This is a genomic window from Streptomyces sp. 135 (assembly GCF_020026305.1).
GTDB lineage: Bacteria > Actinomycetota > Actinomycetes > Streptomycetales > Streptomycetaceae > Streptomyces.
Genome location: NZ_CP075691.1, coordinates 4,273,410 through 4,295,562, shown reverse-complemented (window position 1 = coordinate 4,295,562; position 22,153 = coordinate 4,273,410). Strand labels below are relative to the sequence as shown.

The 22,153-nt window shown below is 69.0% G+C and carries 19 protein-coding genes and 1 pseudogene; 9 read left to right on the top strand and 11 right to left on the bottom strand.

Features of this window, described 5'->3' with window-relative positions:
- Nucleotides 1-28 precede the first annotated feature (28 nt).
- Entirely contained in the window at nucleotides 29-1,471 is a 1,443-nt protein-coding gene (locus tag KKZ08_RS19375; protein ID WP_223775649.1) for a CCA tRNA nucleotidyltransferase, read from the top strand.
- 104 nt (nucleotides 1,472-1,575) lie between these two features.
- On the opposite strand, the gene KKZ08_RS19370 is transcribed toward KKZ08_RS19375, so the two are convergent.
- The 4 genes from KKZ08_RS19370 to KKZ08_RS19355 form a co-directional block, all read right to left on the bottom strand.
- Nucleotides 1,576-1,920, bottom strand: coding sequence for a hypothetical protein (locus tag KKZ08_RS19370; RefSeq protein WP_320590473.1), 345 nt, complete (start codon nucleotides 1,918-1,920; stop codon nucleotides 1,576-1,578).
- Between the two features lie 268 nt (nucleotides 1,921-2,188).
- Nucleotides 2,189-3,445 carry an MFS transporter gene (locus KKZ08_RS19365; RefSeq protein WP_223775647.1) on the bottom strand — a complete coding sequence of 419 codons (1,257 nt, stop codon included), beginning with the start codon at nucleotides 3,443-3,445 and terminating at the stop codon, nucleotides 2,189-2,191.
- A gap of 79 nt (nucleotides 3,446-3,524) precedes the next feature.
- Nucleotides 3,525-4,607 (bottom strand): inositol-3-phosphate synthase, encoded by a 1,083-nt coding sequence (locus KKZ08_RS19360; protein ID WP_223775646.1) that lies wholly within the window; start codon nucleotides 4,605-4,607, stop codon nucleotides 3,525-3,527.
- Nucleotides 4,608-4,666: 59 nt separating this feature from the next.
- Nucleotides 4,667-5,353 (bottom strand): PadR family transcriptional regulator, encoded by a 687-nt coding sequence (locus tag KKZ08_RS19355; RefSeq protein ID WP_223775645.1) that lies wholly within the window; start codon nucleotides 5,351-5,353, stop codon nucleotides 4,667-4,669.
- Between the two features lie 373 nt (nucleotides 5,354-5,726).
- Between KKZ08_RS19355 and KKZ08_RS19350 the strand changes: the two genes are divergently transcribed.
- Together KKZ08_RS19350 and KKZ08_RS19345 are read left to right on the top strand one after the other, a co-directional pair.
- Entirely contained in the window at nucleotides 5,727-8,489 is a 2,763-nt protein-coding gene (locus tag KKZ08_RS19350; RefSeq protein WP_223775644.1) for a transglycosylase domain-containing protein, read from the top strand.
- 105 nt (nucleotides 8,490-8,594) lie between these two features.
- The gene (locus tag KKZ08_RS19345; protein WP_223775643.1) at nucleotides 8,595-10,133 is read left to right on the top strand and encodes a glycosyltransferase 87 family protein; all 1,539 of its coding nucleotides are present in this window, start codon (nucleotides 8,595-8,597) and stop codon (nucleotides 10,131-10,133) included.
- Nucleotides 10,134-10,286: 153 nt separating this feature from the next.
- Here KKZ08_RS19345 and KKZ08_RS19340 read toward each other — a convergent pair whose 3' ends face one another.
- The 3 genes from KKZ08_RS19340 to KKZ08_RS19330 all read right to left on the bottom strand — a co-directional run bounded on the left by KKZ08_RS19340 (nucleotide 10,287) and on the right by KKZ08_RS19330 (nucleotide 12,968).
- Nucleotides 10,287-11,318, bottom strand: a complete 1,032-nt coding sequence (locus KKZ08_RS19340; protein ID WP_223775642.1) for an alanine racemase — start codon at nucleotides 11,316-11,318, stop codon at nucleotides 10,287-10,289.
- Nucleotides 11,319-11,384: 66 nt separating this feature from the next.
- Nucleotides 11,385-12,506: a peptidoglycan bridge formation glycyltransferase FemA/FemB family protein gene (locus tag KKZ08_RS19335; protein WP_223775641.1), complete on the bottom strand. Its 1,122-nt coding sequence runs from the start codon at nucleotides 12,504-12,506 to the stop codon at nucleotides 11,385-11,387.
- A gap of 147 nt (nucleotides 12,507-12,653) precedes the next feature.
- Nucleotides 12,654-12,968 carry a hypothetical protein gene (locus KKZ08_RS19330; RefSeq protein WP_223775640.1) on the bottom strand — a complete coding sequence of 105 codons (315 nt, stop codon included), beginning with the start codon at nucleotides 12,966-12,968 and terminating at the stop codon, nucleotides 12,654-12,656.
- Nucleotides 12,969-13,234: 266 nt separating this feature from the next.
- Between KKZ08_RS19330 and rpsF the strand changes: the two genes are divergently transcribed.
- From rpsF to rplI, 4 genes are all read left to right on the top strand, one after another.
- Nucleotides 13,235-13,525, top strand: coding sequence for a 30S ribosomal protein S6 (rpsF, locus tag KKZ08_RS19325; protein ID WP_016644628.1), 291 nt, complete (start codon nucleotides 13,235-13,237; stop codon nucleotides 13,523-13,525).
- Nucleotides 13,526-13,603: 78 nt separating this feature from the next.
- Nucleotides 13,604-14,209 (top strand): single-stranded DNA-binding protein, encoded by a 606-nt coding sequence (locus KKZ08_RS19320; protein WP_223775639.1) that lies wholly within the window; start codon nucleotides 13,604-13,606, stop codon nucleotides 14,207-14,209.
- A gap of 72 nt (nucleotides 14,210-14,281) precedes the next feature.
- Nucleotides 14,282-14,518 carry a 30S ribosomal protein S18 gene (rpsR, locus tag KKZ08_RS19315; protein WP_003949403.1) on the top strand — a complete coding sequence of 79 codons (237 nt, stop codon included), beginning with the start codon at nucleotides 14,282-14,284 and terminating at the stop codon, nucleotides 14,516-14,518.
- An 18-nt stretch (nucleotides 14,519-14,536) separates the two neighbouring features.
- Nucleotides 14,537-14,983: a 50S ribosomal protein L9 gene (gene rplI / locus KKZ08_RS19310; RefSeq protein WP_223775638.1), complete on the top strand. Its 447-nt coding sequence runs from the start codon at nucleotides 14,537-14,539 to the stop codon at nucleotides 14,981-14,983.
- A 154-nt stretch (nucleotides 14,984-15,137) separates the two neighbouring features.
- Here the strand turns inward: rplI and KKZ08_RS19305 are convergent, their stop codons facing one another.
- Nucleotides 15,138-16,484 carry an MATE family efflux transporter gene (locus KKZ08_RS19305; protein WP_223775637.1) on the bottom strand — a complete coding sequence of 449 codons (1,347 nt, stop codon included), beginning with the start codon at nucleotides 16,482-16,484 and terminating at the stop codon, nucleotides 15,138-15,140.
- A gap of 459 nt (nucleotides 16,485-16,943) precedes the next feature.
- Here KKZ08_RS19305 and dnaB point away from each other — a divergent pair, with 459 nt between their 5' ends.
- Nucleotides 16,944-18,419, top strand: coding sequence for a replicative DNA helicase (gene dnaB / locus KKZ08_RS19300; RefSeq protein WP_205033763.1), 1,476 nt, complete (start codon nucleotides 16,944-16,946; stop codon nucleotides 18,417-18,419).
- 27 nt (nucleotides 18,420-18,446) lie between these two features.
- On the opposite strand, the gene KKZ08_RS19295 is transcribed toward dnaB, so the two are convergent.
- The 3 genes and pseudogenes from KKZ08_RS19295 to KKZ08_RS19285 form a co-directional block, all read right to left on the bottom strand.
- Nucleotides 18,447-19,715, bottom strand: coding sequence for an MFS transporter (locus KKZ08_RS19295; protein WP_223775636.1), 1,269 nt, complete (start codon nucleotides 19,713-19,715; stop codon nucleotides 18,447-18,449).
- Nucleotides 19,712-20,164 (bottom strand): annotated as a pseudogene (locus KKZ08_RS19290) (winged helix-turn-helix domain-containing protein); the annotation flags it as partial. The gene KKZ08_RS19295 and the pseudogene KKZ08_RS19290, both read right to left, overlap by 4 nt.
- Nucleotides 20,165-20,303: 139 nt before the next feature.
- Nucleotides 20,304-21,029, bottom strand: coding sequence for a dienelactone hydrolase family protein (locus tag KKZ08_RS19285; RefSeq protein WP_223775635.1), 726 nt, complete (start codon nucleotides 21,027-21,029; stop codon nucleotides 20,304-20,306).
- Nucleotides 21,030-21,169: 140 nt separating this feature from the next.
- On the opposite strand from KKZ08_RS19285, the gene KKZ08_RS19280 reads away from it, so the two are divergent.
- A complete protein-coding gene (locus tag KKZ08_RS19280; RefSeq protein WP_223775634.1) occupies nucleotides 21,170-22,129 on the top strand; it encodes an ATP-binding cassette domain-containing protein in 960 nt (319 codons plus the stop codon).
- Nucleotides 22,130-22,153 lie beyond the last annotated feature (24 nt).

Sequence of the window (22,153 nt, the reverse complement as noted above, 5' to 3'; positions counted from 1 at the left end):
GCGCCCGGGGCACGTACCCTTTTCTGTTGTGCCGAACGCCAACGAAGACAATCCCAGCGCACTGAGCCAGGTGCAGCGCCGCGCGGTCAGCGAATTGCTGCGTGTATCCCCTGTCGCGGACGATCTTGCCCGCCGTTTCCAGGAGGCCGGGTTCTCTCTCGCCCTGGTCGGTGGCTCGGTCAGGGACGCCCTCCTCGGCCGGCTCGGCAACGACTTGGACTTCACGACCGACGCCCGCCCCGAGGACGTACTGAAGATCGTCCGACCGTGGGCGGACGCGGTGTGGGAGGTCGGAATCGCCTTCGGCACGGTCGGCTGCCAGAAAGAGGGCTACCAGATCGAGGTCACGACGTACCGGTCCGAGGCGTACGACAGGACGTCGCGCAAGCCCGAGGTGTCCTACGGCGACTCCATCGAGGAAGACCTCGTCCGCCGTGACTTCACCGTGAACGCGATGGCCGTGGCGCTCCCCGAGAAGGAGTTCGTCGACCCGCACGGAGGCCTTGAGGACCTGTCCGAGCGTGTCCTGCGCACTCCGGGGACCCCCGAGGAGTCCTTCTCGGACGATCCGCTGCGGATGATGCGGGCCGCGCGGTTCGCCGCGCAGCTGGACTTCGAGGTGGCGCCCGAGGTCGTCGCCGCGATGAAGGCCATGGCCGAGCGCATCGACATCGTGTCCGCGGAGCGGGTACGGGACGAGCTGAACAAGCTGATCCTCTCCGCGTACCCGCGCAAGGGCCTCGCCCTCCTCGTCGACACGGGGCTCGCCGCGCGCGTCCTGCCGGAGCTGCCCGCGCTGCGCCTGGAGCGGGACGAGCACCACCGCCACAAGGACGTCTACGACCACTCGCTGATCGTCCTGGAGCAGGCGATGGCGCTGGAGACGGACGGACCGGACCTCACACTGCGGCTGGCCGCGCTGCTGCACGACATCGGCAAGCCGAAGACCCGTCGCTTCGAGAGCGACGGGCGGGTCTCCTTCCACCACCACGAGGTGGTCGGGGCCAAGATGGTCAAGAAGCGCATGACGGCGCTCAAGTACTCCAACGAGCTGGTGAAGGACGTCTCGCGCCTCGTCGAGCTCCACCTGCGCTTCCACGGCTACGGCACGGGTGAGTGGACGGACTCGGCCGTACGCCGCTATGTACGCGACGCCGGGCCGCTCCTGGAGCGCCTGCACAAGCTGACCCGCTCCGACTGCACGACGCGCAACAAGCGCAAGGCGAACGCGCTGTCGCGTGCGTACGACGGCCTGGAGGAGCGCATCGCCCGCCTCCAGGAACAGGAGGAGCTGGACTCGATCCGCCCCGACCTGGACGGCAACGACATCATGCAGGTCCTGGACGTGGGCCCTGGACCGGTGATCGGCAAGGCCTACAAGTTCCTCCTGGAGCTGCGGCTGGAGAACGGACCGATGGAGCGGGACGCGGCGGTGGCGGCGCTCAAGGAGTGGTGGGCGACGCAGGACTGAGGCTGAAGGCGGGTGGATGTTTCACGTGAAACACCCACCCGCCCCAAACGCGCCGAGGGGCGCTGTTTCACGTGAAACCGTGAAACAGCGCCCCTCTTCGTCGCCTACTGCACCTTCTTGAGGCAGAGCACCACGTTGTGGCCCTTGCCCTGCTGGTAGTAGGCGATTTCGGACGTCTTGACGGCCTCGCACTTGTCGCCGTCGCTGGTGTCGTCGAACTTCTCGACGACCTTGAACTCGGCGTCGCTCGACGAGCAGTCGACGTCACGCAAGTCAGGCTTACTCATCGTGCCCTCGTTCCGCATGCAACTGCCCACGGAGGTGGTCTCGGCGTCACTGGAGCCGAAGTACCACTTGCCGATGGCTATGAGGATGGCGACGAGGGCGAACCCGCCGATGCGCAGAAGGAGCTTCTTGCCGCCCCGGCGAGGAGCAGCCGGCGGAGGCACGGGCCCACCCTGGTGGGGCGGGTACGGCGCGCCCTGCTGCGGAGGGTAGGGAGCCCCCTGCTGCTGATACGGCGCGCCCGGGGCCTGCTGTCCGTACGGGTTCTGGCCCTGAGGCGGGTACGGAGCTTGGCCCTGGGGCGGCGGAGTGGTCACTTTTTGGGGGTCCCCTCGAACGAGAGCGCGATGGCGCGAATAAGACGCCCGTAAGTTATCGGGGCGCAGCCGCATCTCTGAAGCCCAGAGAGGCTCTGTGGCACTGATGTGACACTTACTGCACGTCAAAGCGGGTCATAGTCGCCGCAATCGCTGCGTACAGCAGAGCCACCATGACGACAAGCGGAATCGACCGGCCGTCAGCGGGCAGAAGCAGTGCCGCCACTGCCGCCGCGCCCACGAACGCGACGTTGAAGAGGACGTCGTAGAGGGAGAAGATCCGGCCGCGGAAGCCGTCGTCCACCGAGGACTGCACCACCGTGTCCGTGGCGATCTTCGCGCCCTGCGTCGTCAGGCCGAGGACGAAGGCGGCGATGAGCAGAGGCACGGGGGCGAAGGTGAGGCCGAGGGCCGGTTCCAGGACCGCCGCCGTGGCCGCGCACGCGGCGATCCAGCCGCCCGGTCCCAGTCGGCCCGCCGCGGAGGGGGTCACCAGCGCCGCCACGAAGAAGCCCGCCCCGGAGATGCCGACCGCGAGGCCGAGCAGCGCCAGCCCCTCGGACTCCGTGGATGTCCATGCGTACCGGCACAGCATCAGGACCATGACCGTGAGCGCGCCGTAGCAGAACCGCAGCACCGTCATCGCGCCCAGCGCGCGGGCGGCCGCCGGGCGCTGGGCCAGGTGTCGTAGCCCCGCCGCCAGACCACGGGCCGTGCCGGCCAGTGCCTCCCCGAGGCGGGGCCGCACCAGGTCGGGGTCGGGGCCGAGCAGGTCACGCGCCATGCGGAGCGAGGCGAGCGCCGCGCAGAGGTACAGGGCCGCCCCGAGCAGGACCACCACCGCGTCCGAATCCGAGCCCGACAGCCGCACGACGAAGGCGAGGCCACCGCCCACGGTCGCGGCGAGCGTCCCCGCGGTAGGCGAGAGGGAGTTGGCGATGACCAGGCGGTCGGCGTCGACCACCCGCGGCAGCGCGGCGGAGAGCCCCGCGAGCACGAAGCGGTTGACGGCGGTGACACACAGCGCGGAGGCGTAGAAGAGCCAGTCGGGGACGCCGCTGAGCATCAGCAGAGCGGTAAGGGCCGCCAGTGCCGCCCGCAGGAGGTTGCCGTGGAGGAAGACCTGCCGACGCTGCCAGCGGTCCAGGAGGACGCCCGCGAAGGGGCCGACCAGCGAATACGGGAGGAGCAGCACGGCCATCGCGGAGGCGATCGCTCCGGCCGAGGCCTGCTTCTCCGGTGAGAAGACCACGTAGGTCGCGAGGGCGACCTGGTAGACGCCGTCCGCGCTCTGGGAGATCAGCCGTACGGCGAGCAGGCGCCGGAAGTCCCGCAGACGCAGCAGGACACGCAGGTCACCGACGACAGCCATGGGGCACACCCTCACATACGAGGAGGGTCCCCGGGTGGACTGCCCGGGGACCCTCGACGAGTGACAAGGAGAGAGCTGTTTAGCGCTCGACCTCGCCCTTGATGAACTTCTCGACGTTCTCGTAGGCCTCGTCGTCGAAGTACTGGACCGGCGGGGACTTCATGAAGTACGAGGACGCGGAGAGGATCGGGCCGCCGATGCCGCGGTCCTTGGCGATCTTCGCCGCGCGCAGGGCGTCGATGATGACACCCGCGGAGTTCGGGGAGTCCCAGACCTCGAGCTTGTACTCCAGGTTCAGCGGGACGTCACCGAAGGCACGGCCCTCAAGGCGCACGTACGCCCACTTGCGGTCGTCGAGCCACTGCACGTAGTCCGACGGGCCGATGTGGACGTTCTTCTCGCCCAGCTCCCGGTCGGGGATCTGCGAGGTGACGGCCTGCGTCTTCGAAATCTTCTTCGACTCCAGGCGGTCGCGCTCCAGCATGTTCTTGAAGTCCATGTTGCCGCCGACGTTGAGCTGCATCGTGCGCTCAAGGCGGACACCGCGGTCCTCGAACAGCTTCGCCATCACGCGGTGCGTGATGGTGGCGCCGACCTGCGACTTGATGTCGTCACCGACGATCGGCACGCCGGCCTCGGTGAACTTGTCCGCCCACTCCTTGGTACCGGCGATGAAGACCGGCAGCGCGTTGACGAACGCGACCTTGGCGTCGATGGCGCACTGCGCGTAGAACTTCGCGGCGTCCTCGGACCCGACGGGCAGGTAGCAGATGAGGACGTCGACCTCGCGGTCCTTGAGGACCTGGACGATGTCGACCGGGGCCTCGGCGGACTCCTCGATGGTCTGGCGGTAGTACAGGCCCAGGCCGTCGAGGGTGTGGCCACGCTGGACCTGCACGCCGGTGTTCGGCACGTCGCAGATCTTGATGGTGTTGTTCTCGCTGGCGCCGATCGCGTCCGCGAGGTCGAGTCCGACCTTCTTCGCGTCGACGTCGAAGGCGGCGACGAACTCGATGTCACGGACGTGGTAGTCGCCGAACTGGACGTGCATCAGGCCCGGGACCTTGGCGTCCGGGTCGGCGTCCTTGTAGTACTCGACGCCCTGGACCAGCGAGGCGGCGCAGTTGCCCACGCCGACGATGGCTACGCGAACCGAACCCATTCCGGTTGCTCCCTGTGTGTTCTCGGTATTCCGGATGAGACCCCGCGGAACGCTGGATCTCACTTGGTGGGGTCATCGGACGGATCCGGCGGCGGGTCGTTCTCCCGCCGCCGGGGCAGGCCCGCCGACTCCCCAGATGTGCTGTCCTGCTGAGCGGAGCTTTCGCGGGAGGGCCGTTGCTGGTCCCGTCCCGCTCGCTCGCTCTCGATGAGCTCGTTCAGCCAGCGCACTTCGCGCTCCACGGACTCCATGCCGTGCCGCTGCAGCTCAAGCGTGTAGTCGTCCAGGCGCTCCCGGGTACGGGCCAGGGAGGCACGCATCTTCTCCAGGCGCTCTTCGAGTCGGCTGCGGCGGCCCTCGAGCACCCGCATGCGTACGTCCCGCGAGGTCTGCCCGAAGAAGGCGAAGCGGGCGGCGAAGTGCTCGTCCTCGTACGCGTCGGGGCCGGTCTGCGAGAGCAGATCCTCGAAGTGCTCCTTACCTTCCGCCGTCAACCGATAGACGATCTTGGCGCGGCGCCCGGTGAGCGGGGCCGCGAGGGCGTCTTCGGAGGCGCTGCCCGCCTCCTCGATCAACCAGCCGTTGGCGACCAGCGTCTTGAGGCAGGGGTAGAGGGTCCCGTAGCTGAAGGCGCGGAAGACTCCCAGCGACGTATTGAGACGTTTCCGCAGCTCATAGCCGTGCATCGGGGACTCACGGAGGAGGCCGAGGACGGCGAATTCCAGGATGCCGGAGCGCCTGCTCATCTTCGCCTCCCGTCTGCCGCGGTCCCTCAGTACGGCCTTTATGCCGAGCTGATGTATCGACTCGATACATCGAGACGATAGAACGGTGACCCGCACGAGACAAGAGGGGGCACGGTGAACGGCGTCACATCACCGATTCGTAGGAAGTAACTTGCCTGATTTGGGGTGAACTTCGGCTCTACGAGGGTTTTGACGGTGCGTAGTCTGTGCGCCATGTATGCCGCCGGGAACCAAGTGACGCCAGGGAGCGTCGTCGTCCCCGGTGTAGTGCGGGTGAGCGCCGGAACGGGCGCATCCGTACGTCGGGGGGACCGGAAACCAGCCGCCGTTTCCAGGCGCGGACAGCTGCGCCTGCCCGAGGAGTAATCGTTCGATGAGCGAGCACCGTCGCAAGCCGCCGCAGCCGCAGGGCGGCGGACGCGCCGCGGCCAGGCGTGGCGCCCCAGGAGCGCCGTCGGGCCGCCGTGCGGCGCCGAGAGATGCCACTGGACCGTCCTCTTCCTCCTATGGGGCACCTGGAGCCGGGGCCCCGGACGAGGGGGGCCAGCCCTATGGAGGCCGGGCCCAGGCCCGGCGAGCCGCGCAACGCAGTGGTTCGGTCGGGGCGGGAGGCGGTCGCCGCAGGGCGGCCGAGGCCTCCGGCGGCGGACGTGCCGGTGGTGGCGGACGCCGTGGCGGGGGTGGACCCGGCGGTTCCGGCGGATCCGGCCCCGGGCGCGGCAGGGGCCGTGGACCCCAGCAGCCCGGCAAGAAGAGGTTCATCGACTACCCGCGCGCGGGCAAGCAGGGCGCGCGGCGCTGGGTTCCTTCGTGGCGCCTGGTCACCGGCCTGTTCCTGAGCTTCCTCGGCGGCCTGATGGCCGTCGCGGGCATCTCGTACGCCCTGGTGCAGGTGCCCGAGGTCGACAAGGCGGCCACGGCCCAGAACAACGTCTACTACTGGGCCGACGGCAAGCAGATGGTCGCGACCGGTGGTGAGCGCAACCGCCAGATCATCGACTACGACGACATCCCCAAGGAGATGCGCTTCGCCGTCATGTCGGCGGAGAACAAGACCTTCGAGGACGACAAGGGCGTCGACCCCATGGGTATCGCGCGTGCCGTGGTCAACATGGCCAAGGGCGGGCAGACGCAGGGCGGCTCCACGATCACCCAGCAGTACGTGAAGAACGCGCGTCTCGGTGATCAGTCGCAGACGTTCAGCCGCAAGTTCAAAGAGCTCTTCATCTCCATAAAGGTCGGCCGGACCGTGTCCAAGGAAGACATCATGGCCGGCTACCTCAACACCGCTTACTACGGTCGTGGGGCCTACGGCATCCAGGCGGCCGCCCGGGCCTACTTCGACAAGGAAGCGACGCAGCTGGACCCGAGCGAGTGCGCGCTCCTCGCGACGGTGCTCAAGGGCGCCACGTACTACGACCCGGCCGGCTACCCCGAGATCGACCCCGCGGCCAACCAGAAGGACAACACCGCGCGCGCCAGGAAGCGTTGGGAGTGGATCCTCGACGAGGAGGTCAAGGACGGCCACCTGACCGCCGCGCAGCGGAACAAGTACAAGGTGTTCCCGAAGCTCCAGAACCCGCGGTCGAACACCCAGCTGGGCGGCCAGACCGGTTACCTCGTGGACCTGGCCAAGGCGTACGTCATCCGCAACACGGACATCACCGCCGAGGAGCTCCAGCAGGGCGGCTACGAGATCCACACGACCTTCGAGAGGAAGAAGGTCAAGGAACTCGAGAACGCGGTGAACAAGGTCCGCAAGGAGAAGATCAAGCCGAAGCTGCGCCCCGAGAAGGACACGCACGTCCAGTTCGGCGGTGCCTCCGTGGATCCCGAGAGCGGCGCCATCAAGGCCATCTACGGCGGCGAGGACGCGACGAAGCACTTCACCAACAACGCCGACCAGACCGGTGCCCAGGTGGGATCGACGTACAAGCCGTTCGTGCTGGCCGCCGCCTTCAAGTACGGCGTACGCAACCCTGATGGCCCGGAGGTGCAGAGCAATGCCGAGCGCACTGTGGTCAACCCCAAGAGCCTGTACAGCGGCAAGAACGAGCTGAAGATCCAGAACTACAACGGCAGTGTCTGGACCGACCGCGAGGGCAAGGAGTGGCTCCAGAAGAACGACGGAGACGCGTCCTACAACCCTCCGAGCTATCAGATCGACCTTCGTGAGGCGATGCGGGAGTCGGTCAACTCGGCCTATGTGCAGCTCGGTATGGATGTCGGTCTGGACAAGGTGAAGCAGGCGGCCATTGACGCGGGCCTCAAGGACGACAGCTCCATGGCCAGCGCCAACTACCCCTCCTTCTCGCTCGGCACATCGTCGCCGAGCGCGATCCGGATGGCCGGGGCCTACGCCACGTTCGCGGCCAGCGGCAAGCAGAACGAGCCGTACTCGGTCAAGGAAGTCGAGTACAAGGGCGACTCGGTCTATCGGCACGAGAAGGAGACCACGCACCCCTTCACCCCGCAGGTCGCCGACAACGTCACCGACGTGCTGAGGACCGTCGTGGAGAAGGGCACCGGCACCTCGGCCCAGCTGAGCGGCCGCCCGGTCGCGGGCAAGACCGGTACGACGGACGGCAACAAGTCCGCCTGGTTCGTCGGTTACACCCCGCAGCTCTCGACGGCGATCAGCATGTACCGGCTCGACGACGACGAGACCAACAAGAAGCGCGAGTTCCTGGAGATGTTCGGCACGGGTGGTGAGGAGAAGATCCACGGCGCCTCGTTCCCGGCGAAGATCTGGCAGGACTACATGTCGAAGGCGCTCAAGGGCGAGCCTGTGCGGTCCTTCCCGACGCCGGGGCCGATCGGTCAGCTCGTCGGTGAGACACCGCCTCCGCCGCCGAGCCCCACGGCGACCAAGGAGCCGGAGGACGAGCCCTCGTCCCCGACGCCCACGGAGACGGAGACGACCAAGCCCCCCACGACGCAGTCACCCGATCCCGAGGAGTCCTGCAGCCAGTGGGACTGGGAGTGCAACAACGACGGCGGCGCGGACGGCGGTGCCGAGGACGGTGGCGCCAACGGAGACCCGGGCGGGGAATCACCGCCGCCCACGGACGATCCGCCGGGCGACGACCAGGGGAACCAGAACGGCGGAGGGTTCATCGGCGGCCCGAGAGGCTGAGCCGGGGCCTCCCCCGCAGATGTTTCACGTGAAACGAGGGCCGCCACACCGACTGGTGTGGCGGCCCTCGGCGCGTCGCCGGCCGCGTACGGCAGGATGTCGGGCATGCCCAGTGCAGACCCCAGCGCCGGTCCCGGCGCAGAGACGCCGAGCACGAGCGCGTACGAGCCCGTGAGCCCGCAGGAGCCGGAGCCGGTGCGGCCGACGAAGGAGGACGAGGTCGCCCGGGCCGGCAGTGAGCTGCTCGGCGGCCCCCTCGGCCGAAGGGCGCTGTCCGCGGCGCAGTGGTGGTCTCCCGTCCGCGTCATCGCGCTCATCGCGATCGGGATGTTCGCGCTGGGCATGGTCCAGAAGCTGCCGTGCTACAACGGCGCGTGGTTCTCCGGGGCGAGCTCGCAGTACACGCGCGCGTGCTACTCCGACATCCCGCATCTGTACGAAGGGCGAGGCTTCGCCGACGGCCTCGTGCCGTACTTCGACAAGCTGCCCGGCGACATGGAGTACCTCGAGTACCCGGTCCTGACCGGCATCTTCATGGAGATGGCCTCCTGGGTGACGCCTGGCAGCGGATCCATCCAGCACCAGGAGAAGATCTACTGGATGGTCAACGCGGGGATACTGATGGTCTGCACGGCCGTCGTCGCCGTCTGTGTGGCACGAACGCACCGGCGTCGCCCCTGGGACGCCCTGCTCGTCGCCCTTGCACCGGCCTTCGCGCTGACGGCCACCATCAACTGGGATCTGCTCGCCGTCGCCCTCACGGCCGCCGCGATGATGATGTGGGCACGCGCGCGTGCCCTCGCCTTCGGCATCCTCCTGGGGCTCGCCACGGCCGCCAAGCTCTATCCCGTGCTGCTGCTGGGGCCGCTGCTGATCCTGTGCTGGCGCGCGGGCCGCTGGCGGGAGTTCGGGGCCGGCCTGCTCGGCGCCGTGGGCACCTGGCTGGCGGTCAACCTCCCGGTGATACTGCTCGCCGGTGAGGGCTGGTCGAAGTTCTACACCTTCAGCCAGGAGCGTGACGTCGACTTCGGGTCGTTCTGGCTGATCCTCAACCAGCGCATGCAGTCGCCGCTGCCCGTCGATACCGTCAACACCTTGGCGGTGGCGCTGATGCTCCTGGCCTGCCTGGCCATAGGAGCGCTCGGGCTGACCGCGCCGCGCCGGCCGCGCTTCGCGCAACTCGCCTTCCTGGTCGTGGCCGCCTTCATCCTCACCAACAAGGTCTACTCACCGCAGTACGTCCTGTGGCTGATCCCGCTCGCCGCGCTCGCGAGGCCCCGCTGGCGCGACTTCTTGATCTGGCAGGCGTGCGAGGTCGCGTACTTCCTCGGGATCTGGATGTACCTGGCGTACACGACCAGCGGAGACGCGCACAAAGGCCTGCCCACCGAGGGCTATCAGGTGGCCATCGTCGTCCACCTGCTGGGGACGCTGTACCTGTGCGCGGTGGTCGTACGCGACATCCTGATGCCGGAGCGGGACGTGGTGCGCCGGGGTGGCGACGACGACCCGTCGGGCGGCGCCCTGGACGGCGTGGAGGACGTCTTCGTGCTCGGGCCCGTGGCGCAGCCGACGCGGCCTGTGGCGCACTCGGCCGAGGGGTCGTTCGTGAAGTGGGGGACGGCGACCGATCTGCCGCGCTGAGCTGTCCCGCCGTCAGGTGCGCGGCGGGTGTTCGCCCTGAGCGAACACGGGGAGAGTGGCGGCGGACAGGGCCGTCACACGGCCGAGGGGCCCGGACACGACGCATGTCGTGTCCGGGCCCCTCGGTCTGGTGCGGGGTGCTCCGGCAGTGCCTCAGCGGTCCACCATGCGGTCGAACTGGGTCGTGGTGTGCCGCAGATGGGCCACCAGTTCCTCGCCGACCCTGGGCTCCTGCGCGTCGGAGGGCACGAAGAGGATGGAGACCTGCATGTGCGGGGGCTCCGCGAACCAGCGCTGCTTGCCCGCCCAGACGAACGGCGAGAGATTGCGGTTGACGGTCGCGAGGCCCGCCCGAGCCACTCCCTTGGCGCGCGGCATCATGCCGTGCAGCGCCTTCGGGGCCTCCAGGCCGACGCCGTGGGAGGTGCCGCCCGCGACCACGACCAGCCAGCCGTCGGACGCGACCTTCTGCTGGCGGTAGCCGAAGCGGTCGCCCTTGGCGACGGCGGTGACGTCCAGGACGGCGCCGCGGTACTCGGTGGCCTCGTGGTCGCCCAGCCAGAGGTTCGTGCCGATGCGCGCCCGGAAGCGGGTCTGCGGGAACTGCTGCTGGAGGCGGGCCAGTTCGTTGGCCTTGAGGTGGCTGACGAACATCGTGTGCAGCGGCAGACGGGCGGCGCGCAGGCGGTCCATCCAGCCGATGACCTCCTCGACGGCGTCGGAGCCGTCGGTGCGGTCCAGCGGCAGGTGGAGCGCGAAGCCTTCGAGCCGTACGTCCTCGATGGCGGCGTGCAGCTGCGGGAGCTCCTGCTCGCTGATGCCGTGGCGCTTCATCGAGGACATGACCTCGATGACGACGCGGGCGCCCACCAGGCCGTGCACGCCGTCCAGCGACGACACGGAGCGGACCACACGGTCGGGCAGCGGCACCGGCTCCTCGCCCCGCCGGAACGGGGTCAGGACCAGCAGGTCACCGCTGAACCAGTCCTTGATCCGGGCCGCCTCGTAGGTGGTGCCCACGGCGAGGATGTCGGAGCCGAAGCGCGTGGCTTCCTCGGCCAGGCGCTCATGACCGAAGCCGTAGCCGTTGCCCTTGCAGACCGGGACGATGCCCGGGAACTGCTCCAGCACGTGCTTGTGATGTGCCCGCCAGCGCGCGGTGTCGACATAGAGCGTGAGCGCCATGGCTGGATCCCGGAACCTTTCTCGTGTCTGCGGTGTATCAGAGTTATGAAGCGAAATTGTGCGGGATCAGCGGCGCGACATGTAGATGTCGAGCGCCTTGTGCAGCAGCTTGTTGAGCGGGAAGTCCCACTCGCCGATGTACTCGGCGGCCTCACCACCGGTGCCCACCTTGAACTGGATCAGACCGAAGAGGTGGTCCGTCTCGTCCAGGGAGTCGGAGATGCCGCGCAGGTCATAGACCGTGGCGCCCATGGCGTACGCGTCGCGGAGCATCCGCCACTGCATCGCGTTCGAGGGCCTGACCTCGCGCCCGATGTTGTCCGACGCGCCGTAGGAGTACCAGACGTGCCCGCCGACGACGAGCATCGTGGCGGCCGACAGGTTCACGCCGTTGTGCCGCGCGAAGTACAGCCGCATGCGGTTGGGGTCCTCGGAGTTGAGGGCCTGCCACATCTGCTGGAAGTAACCGAGCGGCCGCGGGCGGAACTTGTCGCGGATGGCCGTGATCTCGTAGAGGCGCTGCCACTCGGCGAGGTCCTGGTAGCCGCCCTGGACGACCTCGACGCCGGCCTTCTCGGCCTTCTTGATGTTGCGCCGCCACAGCTGGTTGAAGCCCTTCTGGACCTCGTCCAGAGAGCGGTTGGCCAGCGGCACCTGGAAGACGAATCGGGGCTGTACGTCACCGAAGCCGGCGCCGCCGTCCTCGCCCTGCTGCCAGCCCATCCGGCGCAGCCGGTCGGAGACCTCGAAGGCGCGCGGCTCGATGAACGTCGCCTCGACGTCCCGCAGCCGCTTCACGTCCGGGTTCTGGATGCCGGCCTTGATCGCCGGAGCGTCCCAGCGGCGGATCACGACAGGCGGGCCCATCTTCACGGAGAAGGCACCCTGCTGCTTGAGGTGCGCCAGCATCGGCTGGAGCCACTCGTCCAGGTTCGGGGCGTACCAGTTGATGACCGGCCCCTCGGGGAGGTACGCGAGATACCGCTTCAGCTTGGGCAGTTGCCGGTAGAGCACCAGGCCCGCACCGACCAGCTCGCCGGTCCTGTCGTCGAACCAGCCCAGGTTCTCCGAGCGCCATTCGCTCTTCACGTCAGCCCATGCCGGGACCTGGCAATGACTCGCCGACGGCAGTGTCTGGATATACGCCAGATGCTGCTCGCGACTGATGGTCCTCAGGGTCAGACTCATTCGGGGCGCTCCTCGGGCTGGTGTGTCCCCATGGGTTCAGGGGCTCCGGCTCTCGCGCCGAAGCCTACTGCGCCCCGCGAGCGCCCCGACTGGCCGTACGCAACCTCGACCCCCGGTCCCGCCCGGGACCGGGGTGCCGAGGGGCGGTCAGCCGACGATTCCGCCGAAGAGTCCGCCGTGTGCCATGCCCAGGAAGAACCCGATCGCCGCGGCGCCCATGCCCAGGATCAGGCCGAAGCGCTCGCGGGTCGTCGCCGAGATGAATTGGCCGTACGCGCCGGTGAGGATCCCGACCAGGCCCGTCCACGAGCTGAGCAGATGGAGGTTGTGGAACATCGCCGTCACGAACGCGATCGCACCCAGCACCAGCGTCACGCCGACCAGCGTGTCCTGGAGCGGATGGGACTTGCCGTCCGAGGCGAAGAGCGAGGTAGTGGTGTTGTGTCGCATCGTCTGTGCCATGTGAGGCACCTCCTGCGGAGAGCGGCGCATCGTAGCGCCATACACACCCGATGTGTACAGATTCTGCCCGTCCCCCGCCGGATTTCAACCGGAAGCCTCGGTGCGGGTAGTCTGTACCGTCTGCACCCGTGTCTGCCCGGGCCACGGCAGGAGCTCCCGCTCGCGGAAGCCGATTGTCAGTGGCGGCCGATACGGTTGCGTACGCATCACGACCCTCCTGCCACGGAACGACCGTGGCCGCTGAGTCCAAAGGAGGTGGGTTCCACATGCGTCACTACGAAGTGATGGTCATCCTCGACCCCGATCTCGAGGAGCGCGCTGTCTCCCCGCTGATCGAGAACTTCCTCTCCGTCGTCCGTGAGGGCAACGGAAAGGTCGAGAAGGTCGACACCTGGGGCCGTCGTCGTCTGTCCTACGAGATCAAGAAGAAGCCCGAGGGCATCTACTCGGTCATCGACCTCCAGGCCGAGCCTGCGGTCGTCAAGGAGCTCGACCGACAGATGAACCTGAACGAGTCGGTCCTCCGGACCAAGGTCCTCCGTCCCGAGATGCACTGAGCTCTCTAGCTCAGCGGCACCCGGGAATCGAGTAGCAGCAACAAGCAGCCAGCAGCAAACCCGCCGAGAGGTTCCCCCATGGCAGGCGAGACCGTCATCACGGTCGTCGGCAATCTTGTCGACGACCCCGAGCTGCGCTTCACCCCCTCCGGTGCGGCGGTCGCGAAGTTCCGTGTCGCGTCCACCCCCCGCACCTTCGACCGTCAGACGAATGAGTGGAAGGACGGCGAAAGCCTGTTCCTGACCTGCTCGGTCTGGCGTCAGGCGGCGGAGAACGTCGCGGAGTCGCTCCAGCGAGGCATGCGCGTCATCGTGCAGGGCCGACTGAAGCAGCGGTCCTACGAGGACCGTGAGGGCGTCAAGCGCACGGTCTACGAGCTGGACGTCGAGGAAGTCGGCGCCAGCCTGAAGAACGCCACGGCCAAGGTCACCAAGACCACCGGTCGCGGTGGCCAGGGCGGCCAGGGTGGTTACGGCGGCGGTGGCGGCGGCCAGCAGGGCGGCGGCTGGGGCGGTGGCTCCGGCGGCGGTCAGCAGCAGGGTGGCGGCGGTGCTCCCGCCGACGACCCCTGGGCGACCGGTGCTCCGGCCGGCGGCGGCCAGCAGCAGGGCGGCGGCGGTGGCGGCTGGGGCGGAAGCTCCGGCGGCTCCGGTGGCGGCTACTCGGACGAGCCCCCCTTCTAAGCCTCAGGGCTTCTGGCCTTCGGGCCGAGGGTGGGTCGTACCCCCACTTCTTGATCACACAGGAGATACACCATGGCGAAGCCGCCTGTGCGCAAGCCTAAGAAGAAGGTCTGCGCTTTCTGCAAGGACAAGGTCACGTACGTGGACTACAAGGACACGAACATGCTGCGGAAGTTCATTTCCGACCGCGGCAAGATCCGTGCCCGCCGCGTGACCGGCAACTGCACGCAGCACCAGCGTGACGTCGCCACGGCCGTGAAGAACAGCCGTGAGATGGCGCTGCTGCCCTACACGTCCACCGCGCGATAAGGGAAGGGTGACCGACTAATGAAGATCATCCTCACCCACGAGGTCTCCGGCCTCGGTGCCGCCGGCGAGGTCGTAGACGTCAAGGACGGCTACGCCCGCAACTACCTGATCCCGCGGAACTTCGCGATCCGCTGGACCAAGGGTGGCGAGAAGGACGTCGCGCAGATCCGTCGTGCGCGCAAGATCCACGAGATCGCGACGATCGAGCAGGCCAACGAGATCAAGGCGCAGCTCGAGGGCGTCAAGGTCCGTCTGGCCGTCCGCTCCGGCGAGGCCGGTCGCCTCTTCGGTTCCGTCACCCCGGCTGACGTCGCTTCGGCGATCGAGGCTGCCGGTGGCCCGAAGATCGACAAGCGTCGCGTCGAGCTGGGCTCGCCGATCAAGACGCTGGGCGCCCACGCGACGTCCGTGCGTCTGCACCCCGAGGTTGCCGCGAAGGTCAACATCGAGGTCGTCTCCGCCTAAGCACTGCGCTTGGCTGGACTGAGTGAAGGGGCCGCACCCGCTGGGTGCGGCCCCTTTCTCGTGGGGCGGCCCGACTTTCTCGTGGAGCGGCCCGTTGTATGCGCTCCCTCCGTGCCGCCGGTGCCGTGGTTTCACGTGAAACAGCGTGAAGCGTTCAGCGCGTGGCGCCCGTGACGATCCAGCGGCCGGAGCGGGAGCGCAGCCAGAGGGTCAGCATGCGCACCGTCATCATGAGGGTCATCGCTGCCCACAGGGTGGTCAGGCCGCCGCCGAGGGTCGGCACCAGCAGGGCGGCCGGTGTGAACGCCGCGAGCGTGAGCAGCATCGCCCAGGCGAGGTACCGCCCGTCACCGGCGCCCATCAGGACGCCGTCGAGCACGTAGACGATGCCGCAGATCGGCTGGGCGAGCGCCACGACGATGAGAGCGGGCAGTGCCGTGTCCTGGACGGCGGCGTCGCTGGTGAAGAGCGGGATGAAGAGCGGTCGGGCGAGGACGACGAGCAGGCCGAGCGCGACGCCCGAGGCGATACCCCACTGCACCATGCGTCGGCAGACGGCGCGGGCGCCTTCCGCGTCGTTGGCGCCGAGGTAACGGGCGATGATCGCCTGCCCGGCGATGGCGATGGCGTCCAGCGCGAAGGCCAGAAAACTCCACAGGGCGAGAATGATCTGGTGGGCGGCCACCTCGGCGTCACCGATGCGTGCGGCCACCGCGGTCGCGATCATCAAGATGGCCCGCAGGGAGAGCGTGCGGACCAGGAGCGGGACCCCCGCCTGGGCGCAGGCCCTGATCCCGGCGGCGTCGGGGCGCAGTGAGGCGCCGTGGCGTCTGGCACCGCGGACGACGACGAAGAGGTAGACCGCTGCCATGCCGCATTGGGCGACGACGGTGCCCCAGGCGGAGCCGGCGATGCCCAGGTCGGCGCCGTAGACGAGGCCGACGTTGAGGACGCCGTTGGCGACAAAGCCGCCGATGGCTACGTAGAGCGGGGTCCTGGTGTTCTGGAGGCCGCGCAGTACACCGGTGGCGGCGAGCACGACGAGCATGGCGGGGATGCCGAGTGAGGAGATCCGCAGATACGTGATCGCGTATCCGGCCGCCGCGTCCGAGGCGCCGAACATCTCCACGAGTGCGGGTGCCGTGGGCAGGACGACAGCGATGACCGCGGCGCCGAGCAGCAGTGCGAGCCAGATGCCGTCCATGCCTTGGCGGATGGCTGCCGACAGGTCGTCGGCGCCGACGCGGCGGGCGACGGCGGCGGTGGTGGCGTAGGCGAGGAAGACGAACACGCTCACCGCGGTGGTGAGGAGGCCCGAGGCGACACCGAGGCCGGCCAGTTGCGCGGTGCCGAGGTGGCCCACGATGGCGCTGTCGGCCATCACGAAGAGGGGCTCGGCGACCAGCGCGCCGAAGGCGGGGACGGCGAGCGCGATGATCTCTCGGTCGTGTCGGCCGTACCGTTGGCGGTCGTCCTTGGGCGCGGCGGAAGCCTGTGTCATGGGCACCAATCTAATCTTCCACAGGTAAGAGATGCAAGACACTTGAGACCCTTACTCGAACGCCCGCTGGACGCCGCTTGACGCGCCGTTTGTCGTGATCTTGGTCCGCTGGGAAAAGTTTTTCTTCTGCACAGCCGGTGGACGGGAAAGGCGCAGGTCAGAGCGGGTGTCCGACGGTAGCTGAGGGCTTGTTCACAGGGCTGTCCACCGGGCCGTGCACAGGTTTGACGGGGTTCTCCACAGCATCGGGCCCGTCATCCACACCGCCTGTGGATAACCAGATTGGCTGACGGTGCCCGCAGGCCTACCGTGGTCCGGCGCCCGCCTCGTCGTACGACCTCGGAAACCCAGGAAAACCGACGCGTCAGAACCGGAGTTGGGCCCCCTGATTTGTCAGTGTCGTGCCGTAGGAAATGGGGCACGGCGAGGTCCGCGCGGCGGACGGGAGGAGGTGGCCCGGTGAGTATCTCCGAGCCTTTGGACGACCCCTGGGCCGACAGCGGTCCCAGTGACCGTCTGCCCGTCTCCCGCCAGCGCCGCGACGGAGGGCGAAGCCGCGACGAGCAGCACGAGCGCGGACGCGAGGGCGGCTGGGACGGCGGAGGCTCCTCCTTCGAACGCGTTCCCCCGCAGGACCTCGACGCCGAGCAGTCGGTGCTCGGCGGCATGCTGCTCTCCAAGGACGCCATCGCCGACGTCGTCGAGGTCCTCAAGGGCCACGACTTCTACCGGCCCGCGCACGAGACGATCTACGCCTCGATCCTCGACCTGTACGCCAAGGGCGAGCCGGCCGACCCGATCACGGTCGCCGCCGAGCTCACCAAGCGCGGCGAGATCACCAAGGTCGGCGGCGCCTCGTATCTGCACACGCTCGTCCAGACGGTCCCGACCGCGGCGAACGCCGAGTACTACGCGGAGATCGTCCACGAGCGCGCGGTGCTGCGCCGCCTCGTCGAGGCCGGCACCCGCATCACCCAGATGGGGTACGCGGCCGACGGCGACGTCGACGAGATCGTCAACAGCGCCCAGGCCGAGATCTACGCGGTCACCGAGCAGCGCACCACCGAGGACTACCTCCCGCTCGGTGACATCATGGAAGGCGCCCTCGACGAGATCGAGGCGATCGGCTCGCGGTCGGGCGAGATGACGGGTGTGCCGACCGGTTTCACCGACCTCGACCAGCTCACCAACGGCCTGCACCCCGGCCAGATGATCATCATCGCGGCCCGTCCCGCCATGGGTAAGTCGACGTTGGCGCTGGACTTCGCACGGGCCTGTTCGATCAAGCACAACATGCCGAGCGTGATCTTCTCCCTCGAAATGGGGCGCAACGAGATCGCGATGCGTCTGCTGTCCGCCGAGGCGCGCGTGGCGTTGCACCACATGCGTTCCGGCACGATGACGGACGAGGACTGGACCCGGCTCGCCCGCCGCATGCCGGACGTCTCGGCCGCCCCCCTCTACATCGACGACTCCCCGAACCTGTCGATGATGGAGATCCGCGCCAAGTGCCGCCGCCTCAAGCAGCGCAACGACCTGAAGCTCGTCGTCATCGACTACCTCCAGCTGATGCAGTCCGGCGGCTCCAAGCGGGCCGAGAGCCGGCAGCAGGAAGTCTCGGACATGTCGCGAAACCTGAAGCTGCTGGCCAAGGAGTTGGAGCTGCCGGTGATCGCGCTCTCGCAGCTGAACCGTGGCCCCGAGCAGCGTACGGACAAGAAGCCCATGGTCTCCGACCTGCGTGAATCCGGGTCGATCGAGCAGGACGCGGACATGGTGATCCTGCTGCACCGCGAGGACGCGTACGAGAAGGAGTCGCCCCGCGCGGGCGAGGCGGACATCATCGTCGGCAAGCACCGTAACGGCCCGACGGCGACGATCACGGTTGCCTTCCAGGGCCACTACTCGCGTTTCGTGGACATGGCACAGACCTGATCCAGGACGGGTAAGGGCCGGTTCGGTTCATCGGACCTCGGGTTCCGGGTGACGTGGGCCGCCGGGCGAGGCAGCGCCACGCAGCGCCGCTTCGACCCGGCGGTTGCTGGTCGTGGTCGCCGTGACGGCGGTCATGGTGAGGAGGAGGCCTGCGGCGGCGTAGAGCGGGGTGCGTACGTCGTAGGCGGTGGCCAGCCAGCCGCCGAGGAAGGCGCCGAACGGGGCGGCGCACATGGCGAGCATGCGGGAGGTGGAGGCGACCCGGCCCATGAGGTGGGCGGGGACGATCGTCTGCCGGAGGGAGGGCCCGAGCACCATCGTGGCGCCCATACCCGCTCCGCAGACGGCGAGCGCGAATCCGGCGACGTATGGGTTCGGGGCGGCGGCAAGGCCCAGGATGGCGAGTCCCTCGACTGCGGCCGTGCAGGTCAGCGCGGTGCCGGTGCCGAGTCGTCGGCCGAGGAAGGAGGCGATGCCCGCGCCGAGCAGACCGCCGGTGGCCTCCGCCGTGAGGAGCAGGCCGAAGCCGAAGGTGCCGATGCCGAGACGATCGTGCGCGAAGAGGGCGAGTACGGTCTCCACGGCGAGGAAGGCGACGTTCCCGACCGCCGGACGCAGCGCGAGCCCGAGCAGCAACCGATCCCGCAAGACGTACGAGGCCCCGGCCCGCGCCTGCCGAAGCAGCGACTCGCGGGCCTGCGGTACGGGCCGTGGCGCGGCGGGCAGCGACCGTACGAGAGCGGCGGAGAGCGCGAACGACACCGCGTCGGCGAGCAGCGGAATCGCCCGCCCGAGTGCGAGGAGCGCACTGCCCGCGGGCGGCCCCGCGAAACCGGACGCGGCGGTCTGCGTGCCGCGCAGGCGGGAGTTGGCGCGCTGAAGGAGCGCGGGGTCGCGGCCGAGCAGATCCGGCAGGTAGGCCGTGGCGGCCGTGTCGAAGAAGAGTCCGCCGAGACCGAGCAGGAAGGCGACGGCCGCGAGCAGGGGAACGCTCAGCACGTCGAGCACGGCCGCTGCCGCCGGTATCGCGAGCAGCACCGCACGTGCCGCGTCCGTGACCCACATCGTGCGCCGGCGATCCCAGCGGTCCACCAGCGCACCGCCGAGCACCCCGAAGAGCAGCCACGGCAGCGTGCCGGCGGCGGTGATGACGGCGAGTGCCATCGGGTCCCGCGTCAACGTCAACGCGAGCAGCGGCAGCGCGGCGTGCGTCACCCCGTCGCCGAACGAGGACACCGTCTGCGCGGTCCACAGCCGTCCGAAGCCGGCAGGCAACTTCTCGACAGGCGGCGTCACTCGGAGTCCGCCTCGGCCTGCTCGCGCGGCGCCGGTCTGAACAACGCGAAGGCGAGGGAGGCATCCGGCAGCGACGGGTCGGACAGCCCCCGGTACTCGTCCGCCAGCGCCTCCAGCCGCGCCCCCGACTCCGTGAACTGCTCATCGGTGAGCCGCAGATGCGCCATCCGTACGTGCCGCTCGCCCTCCGCCGGCGCCGCCTCCAGGTCGGCCACCGCGTGCCGCATCAACACATCCGGCTGCCCCGCCCCCGGGTCCGGCAGGGTGATCGACCGTGCGGCCATGGCGGAGTACCGCTCGGTGACCCCCCGGACCTTCCGCGTACGTACCACCTTCACCAGGCCGGCCCGTTCGAGCAGCCGCACGTGGTAGCTGGAACTCCCCTTCGCGAGGCCGACCCGCTCGGCGATCTGCGTGATCGTCGCCGGCTCGAAGCGGAGCACGGCAAGGGGTTATTTCGAGTGAGCAGACGTGTGAGCAGCCGTACGGGCAGGTGCCTGGGAGCGGCGCCGATAGTAGGTCCGCACGGACGGCGAAGGCCGATCCCCCCGCGGATTCACGGGCACCGGGCTCGGCCACCCGGTGGCCTCACTCCGTCACGGGAAGGCACTCGGCGAGGAGGCCGACGATGTCGCTCCAGGCTCGCTGCGCGTGACGTGCGTGGTAGCCGACGCCGGGGAGCACGGTCTGGTCGACCGGCGGGTGGTGGAAGGCGTGCAGGGCGCCGCCGTAGACCACCAGACGCCAGTCGACGCCCGCGTCCTGCATCTCGGTGGCGAAGGCTTCTCGCTGCGCGGGCGACATGATCGGGTCCTCCGACCCGACCCCGGCCCACACCGGACAGCGGATGCGCGCCGCCTCGCCAGGCCGGCCCGTGATCGTCGCGTTGACCGTCCCGATCGCGCGCAGGTCGACGCCGTCGCGCCCGAGTTCGAGCGCGATGGCGCCCCCGGTGCCGTAGCCGATGGCGGCGATCCGGTCGGGGTCGGTCCGTGGTTCGGCGCGCAGCACGTCGAGTGCCGCGTGGCCGATGTCCCGCATCCGGTCGGGCGAGGCGAGCAGGGGAGTCGTATGAGCCAGCATCTCCTGCGGGTCGGTGAACCAGCGTCCGCCGTTGATGTCGAAGGCCAGCGCCACGTAGCCCAGTTCGGCGAGGGCGTCGGCCCGGCGGCGCTGGAAGTCGTTCAGGCCAGGCCCCTCAGGGCCGATCAGGACCGCGGGCCGGCGGTCGGCGCCGGCGGGGAGCGCGAGGTGTCCGATCATCGTGAGGCCGTCGGCGGGATACGTGACTGTTCGCGTGGTGACCGTCGTCATGAGGCCCGACTGTAGTGATCGTCGGGCGGCTGCGGACCGACCTTAGCCGTGGGCAGAACGGCGTGGACACGGGCCCGGACCCGCGGCTCTCGGCGTGACGGTTGACCCTTCCCCAGAGGCAACCTCTCAGCATGGTCGGCATGACTACGAGAACCAGTGCGATCGAGGTCGTCGGGCTGCGCAAGGCGTTCGGTGACCGTGAAGTGGTCGCCGGTGTCGACCTGACCGTCCCCGCGTGCACCGTCTATGCCCTGCTCGGGCCGAACGGCGCCGGCAAGACCACGACCGTCCGGATCCTGTCCACGCTCCTGCCCCCGGATGCCGGGGAGGTGCGCGTCGCCGGGTACGACGTGCGCCGGGAAGCCGATCAGGTGCGTGCGTCGATCGGGGTGACCGGGCAGTTCTCCGCCGTCGACGAGTTGCTGACCGGGCGGGAGAATCTGCGGTTGATGGCCGACCTCGGTCACCTCGGCCGCCGTGGCGCGCAGGACATGGTCGGCCAGTTGCTTGAGCGGTTCGGCCTGGTCGAGGCCGCCGACCGGCGTGCGGCGACGTACTCGGGTGGCATGAAACGGCGACTCGACCTGGCGATGACCCTGGTGCCCGGGCCTCGGCTGATCTTCCTCGACGAACCGACCACCGGACTCGATCCGCGCAGCCGCCGCGATCTGTGGGAGATCGTGCGGGAGTTGGTGGCCGACGGCGTCACCGTCTTCCTCACCACCCAGTATCTGGAGGAGGCCGACCAACTGGCCGACCGGATGGGTGTGCTCGACGGCGGCCGGCTGGTCGCCGAGGGCACCGCCGCCGAGCTGAAGCGGCTGGTCCCCGGTGGCCACATCGAGCTTCAGGCCGCCGACAGTGAGGCGGTGGCCGAATTGGCGCGACGGTTGCCCCGGGCGAGTCCGAACCCCGGGGCGCTCACCGTGACCCTGCCGCACGACGGCAGTCTCACCGCGCTGCGGCGGCTGCTGGACGGGATCGACGACCGCGTGGTCACCGGGCTCGCCGTGCACACCCCGGACCTGGACGATGTGTTCATGGCCCTCACCGGCCGCCCCACCACGGACGAACGGGTCTCCGAGGAGGTGCCGGTATGAGCGGGGCCGTCGGTACGTGTGCCG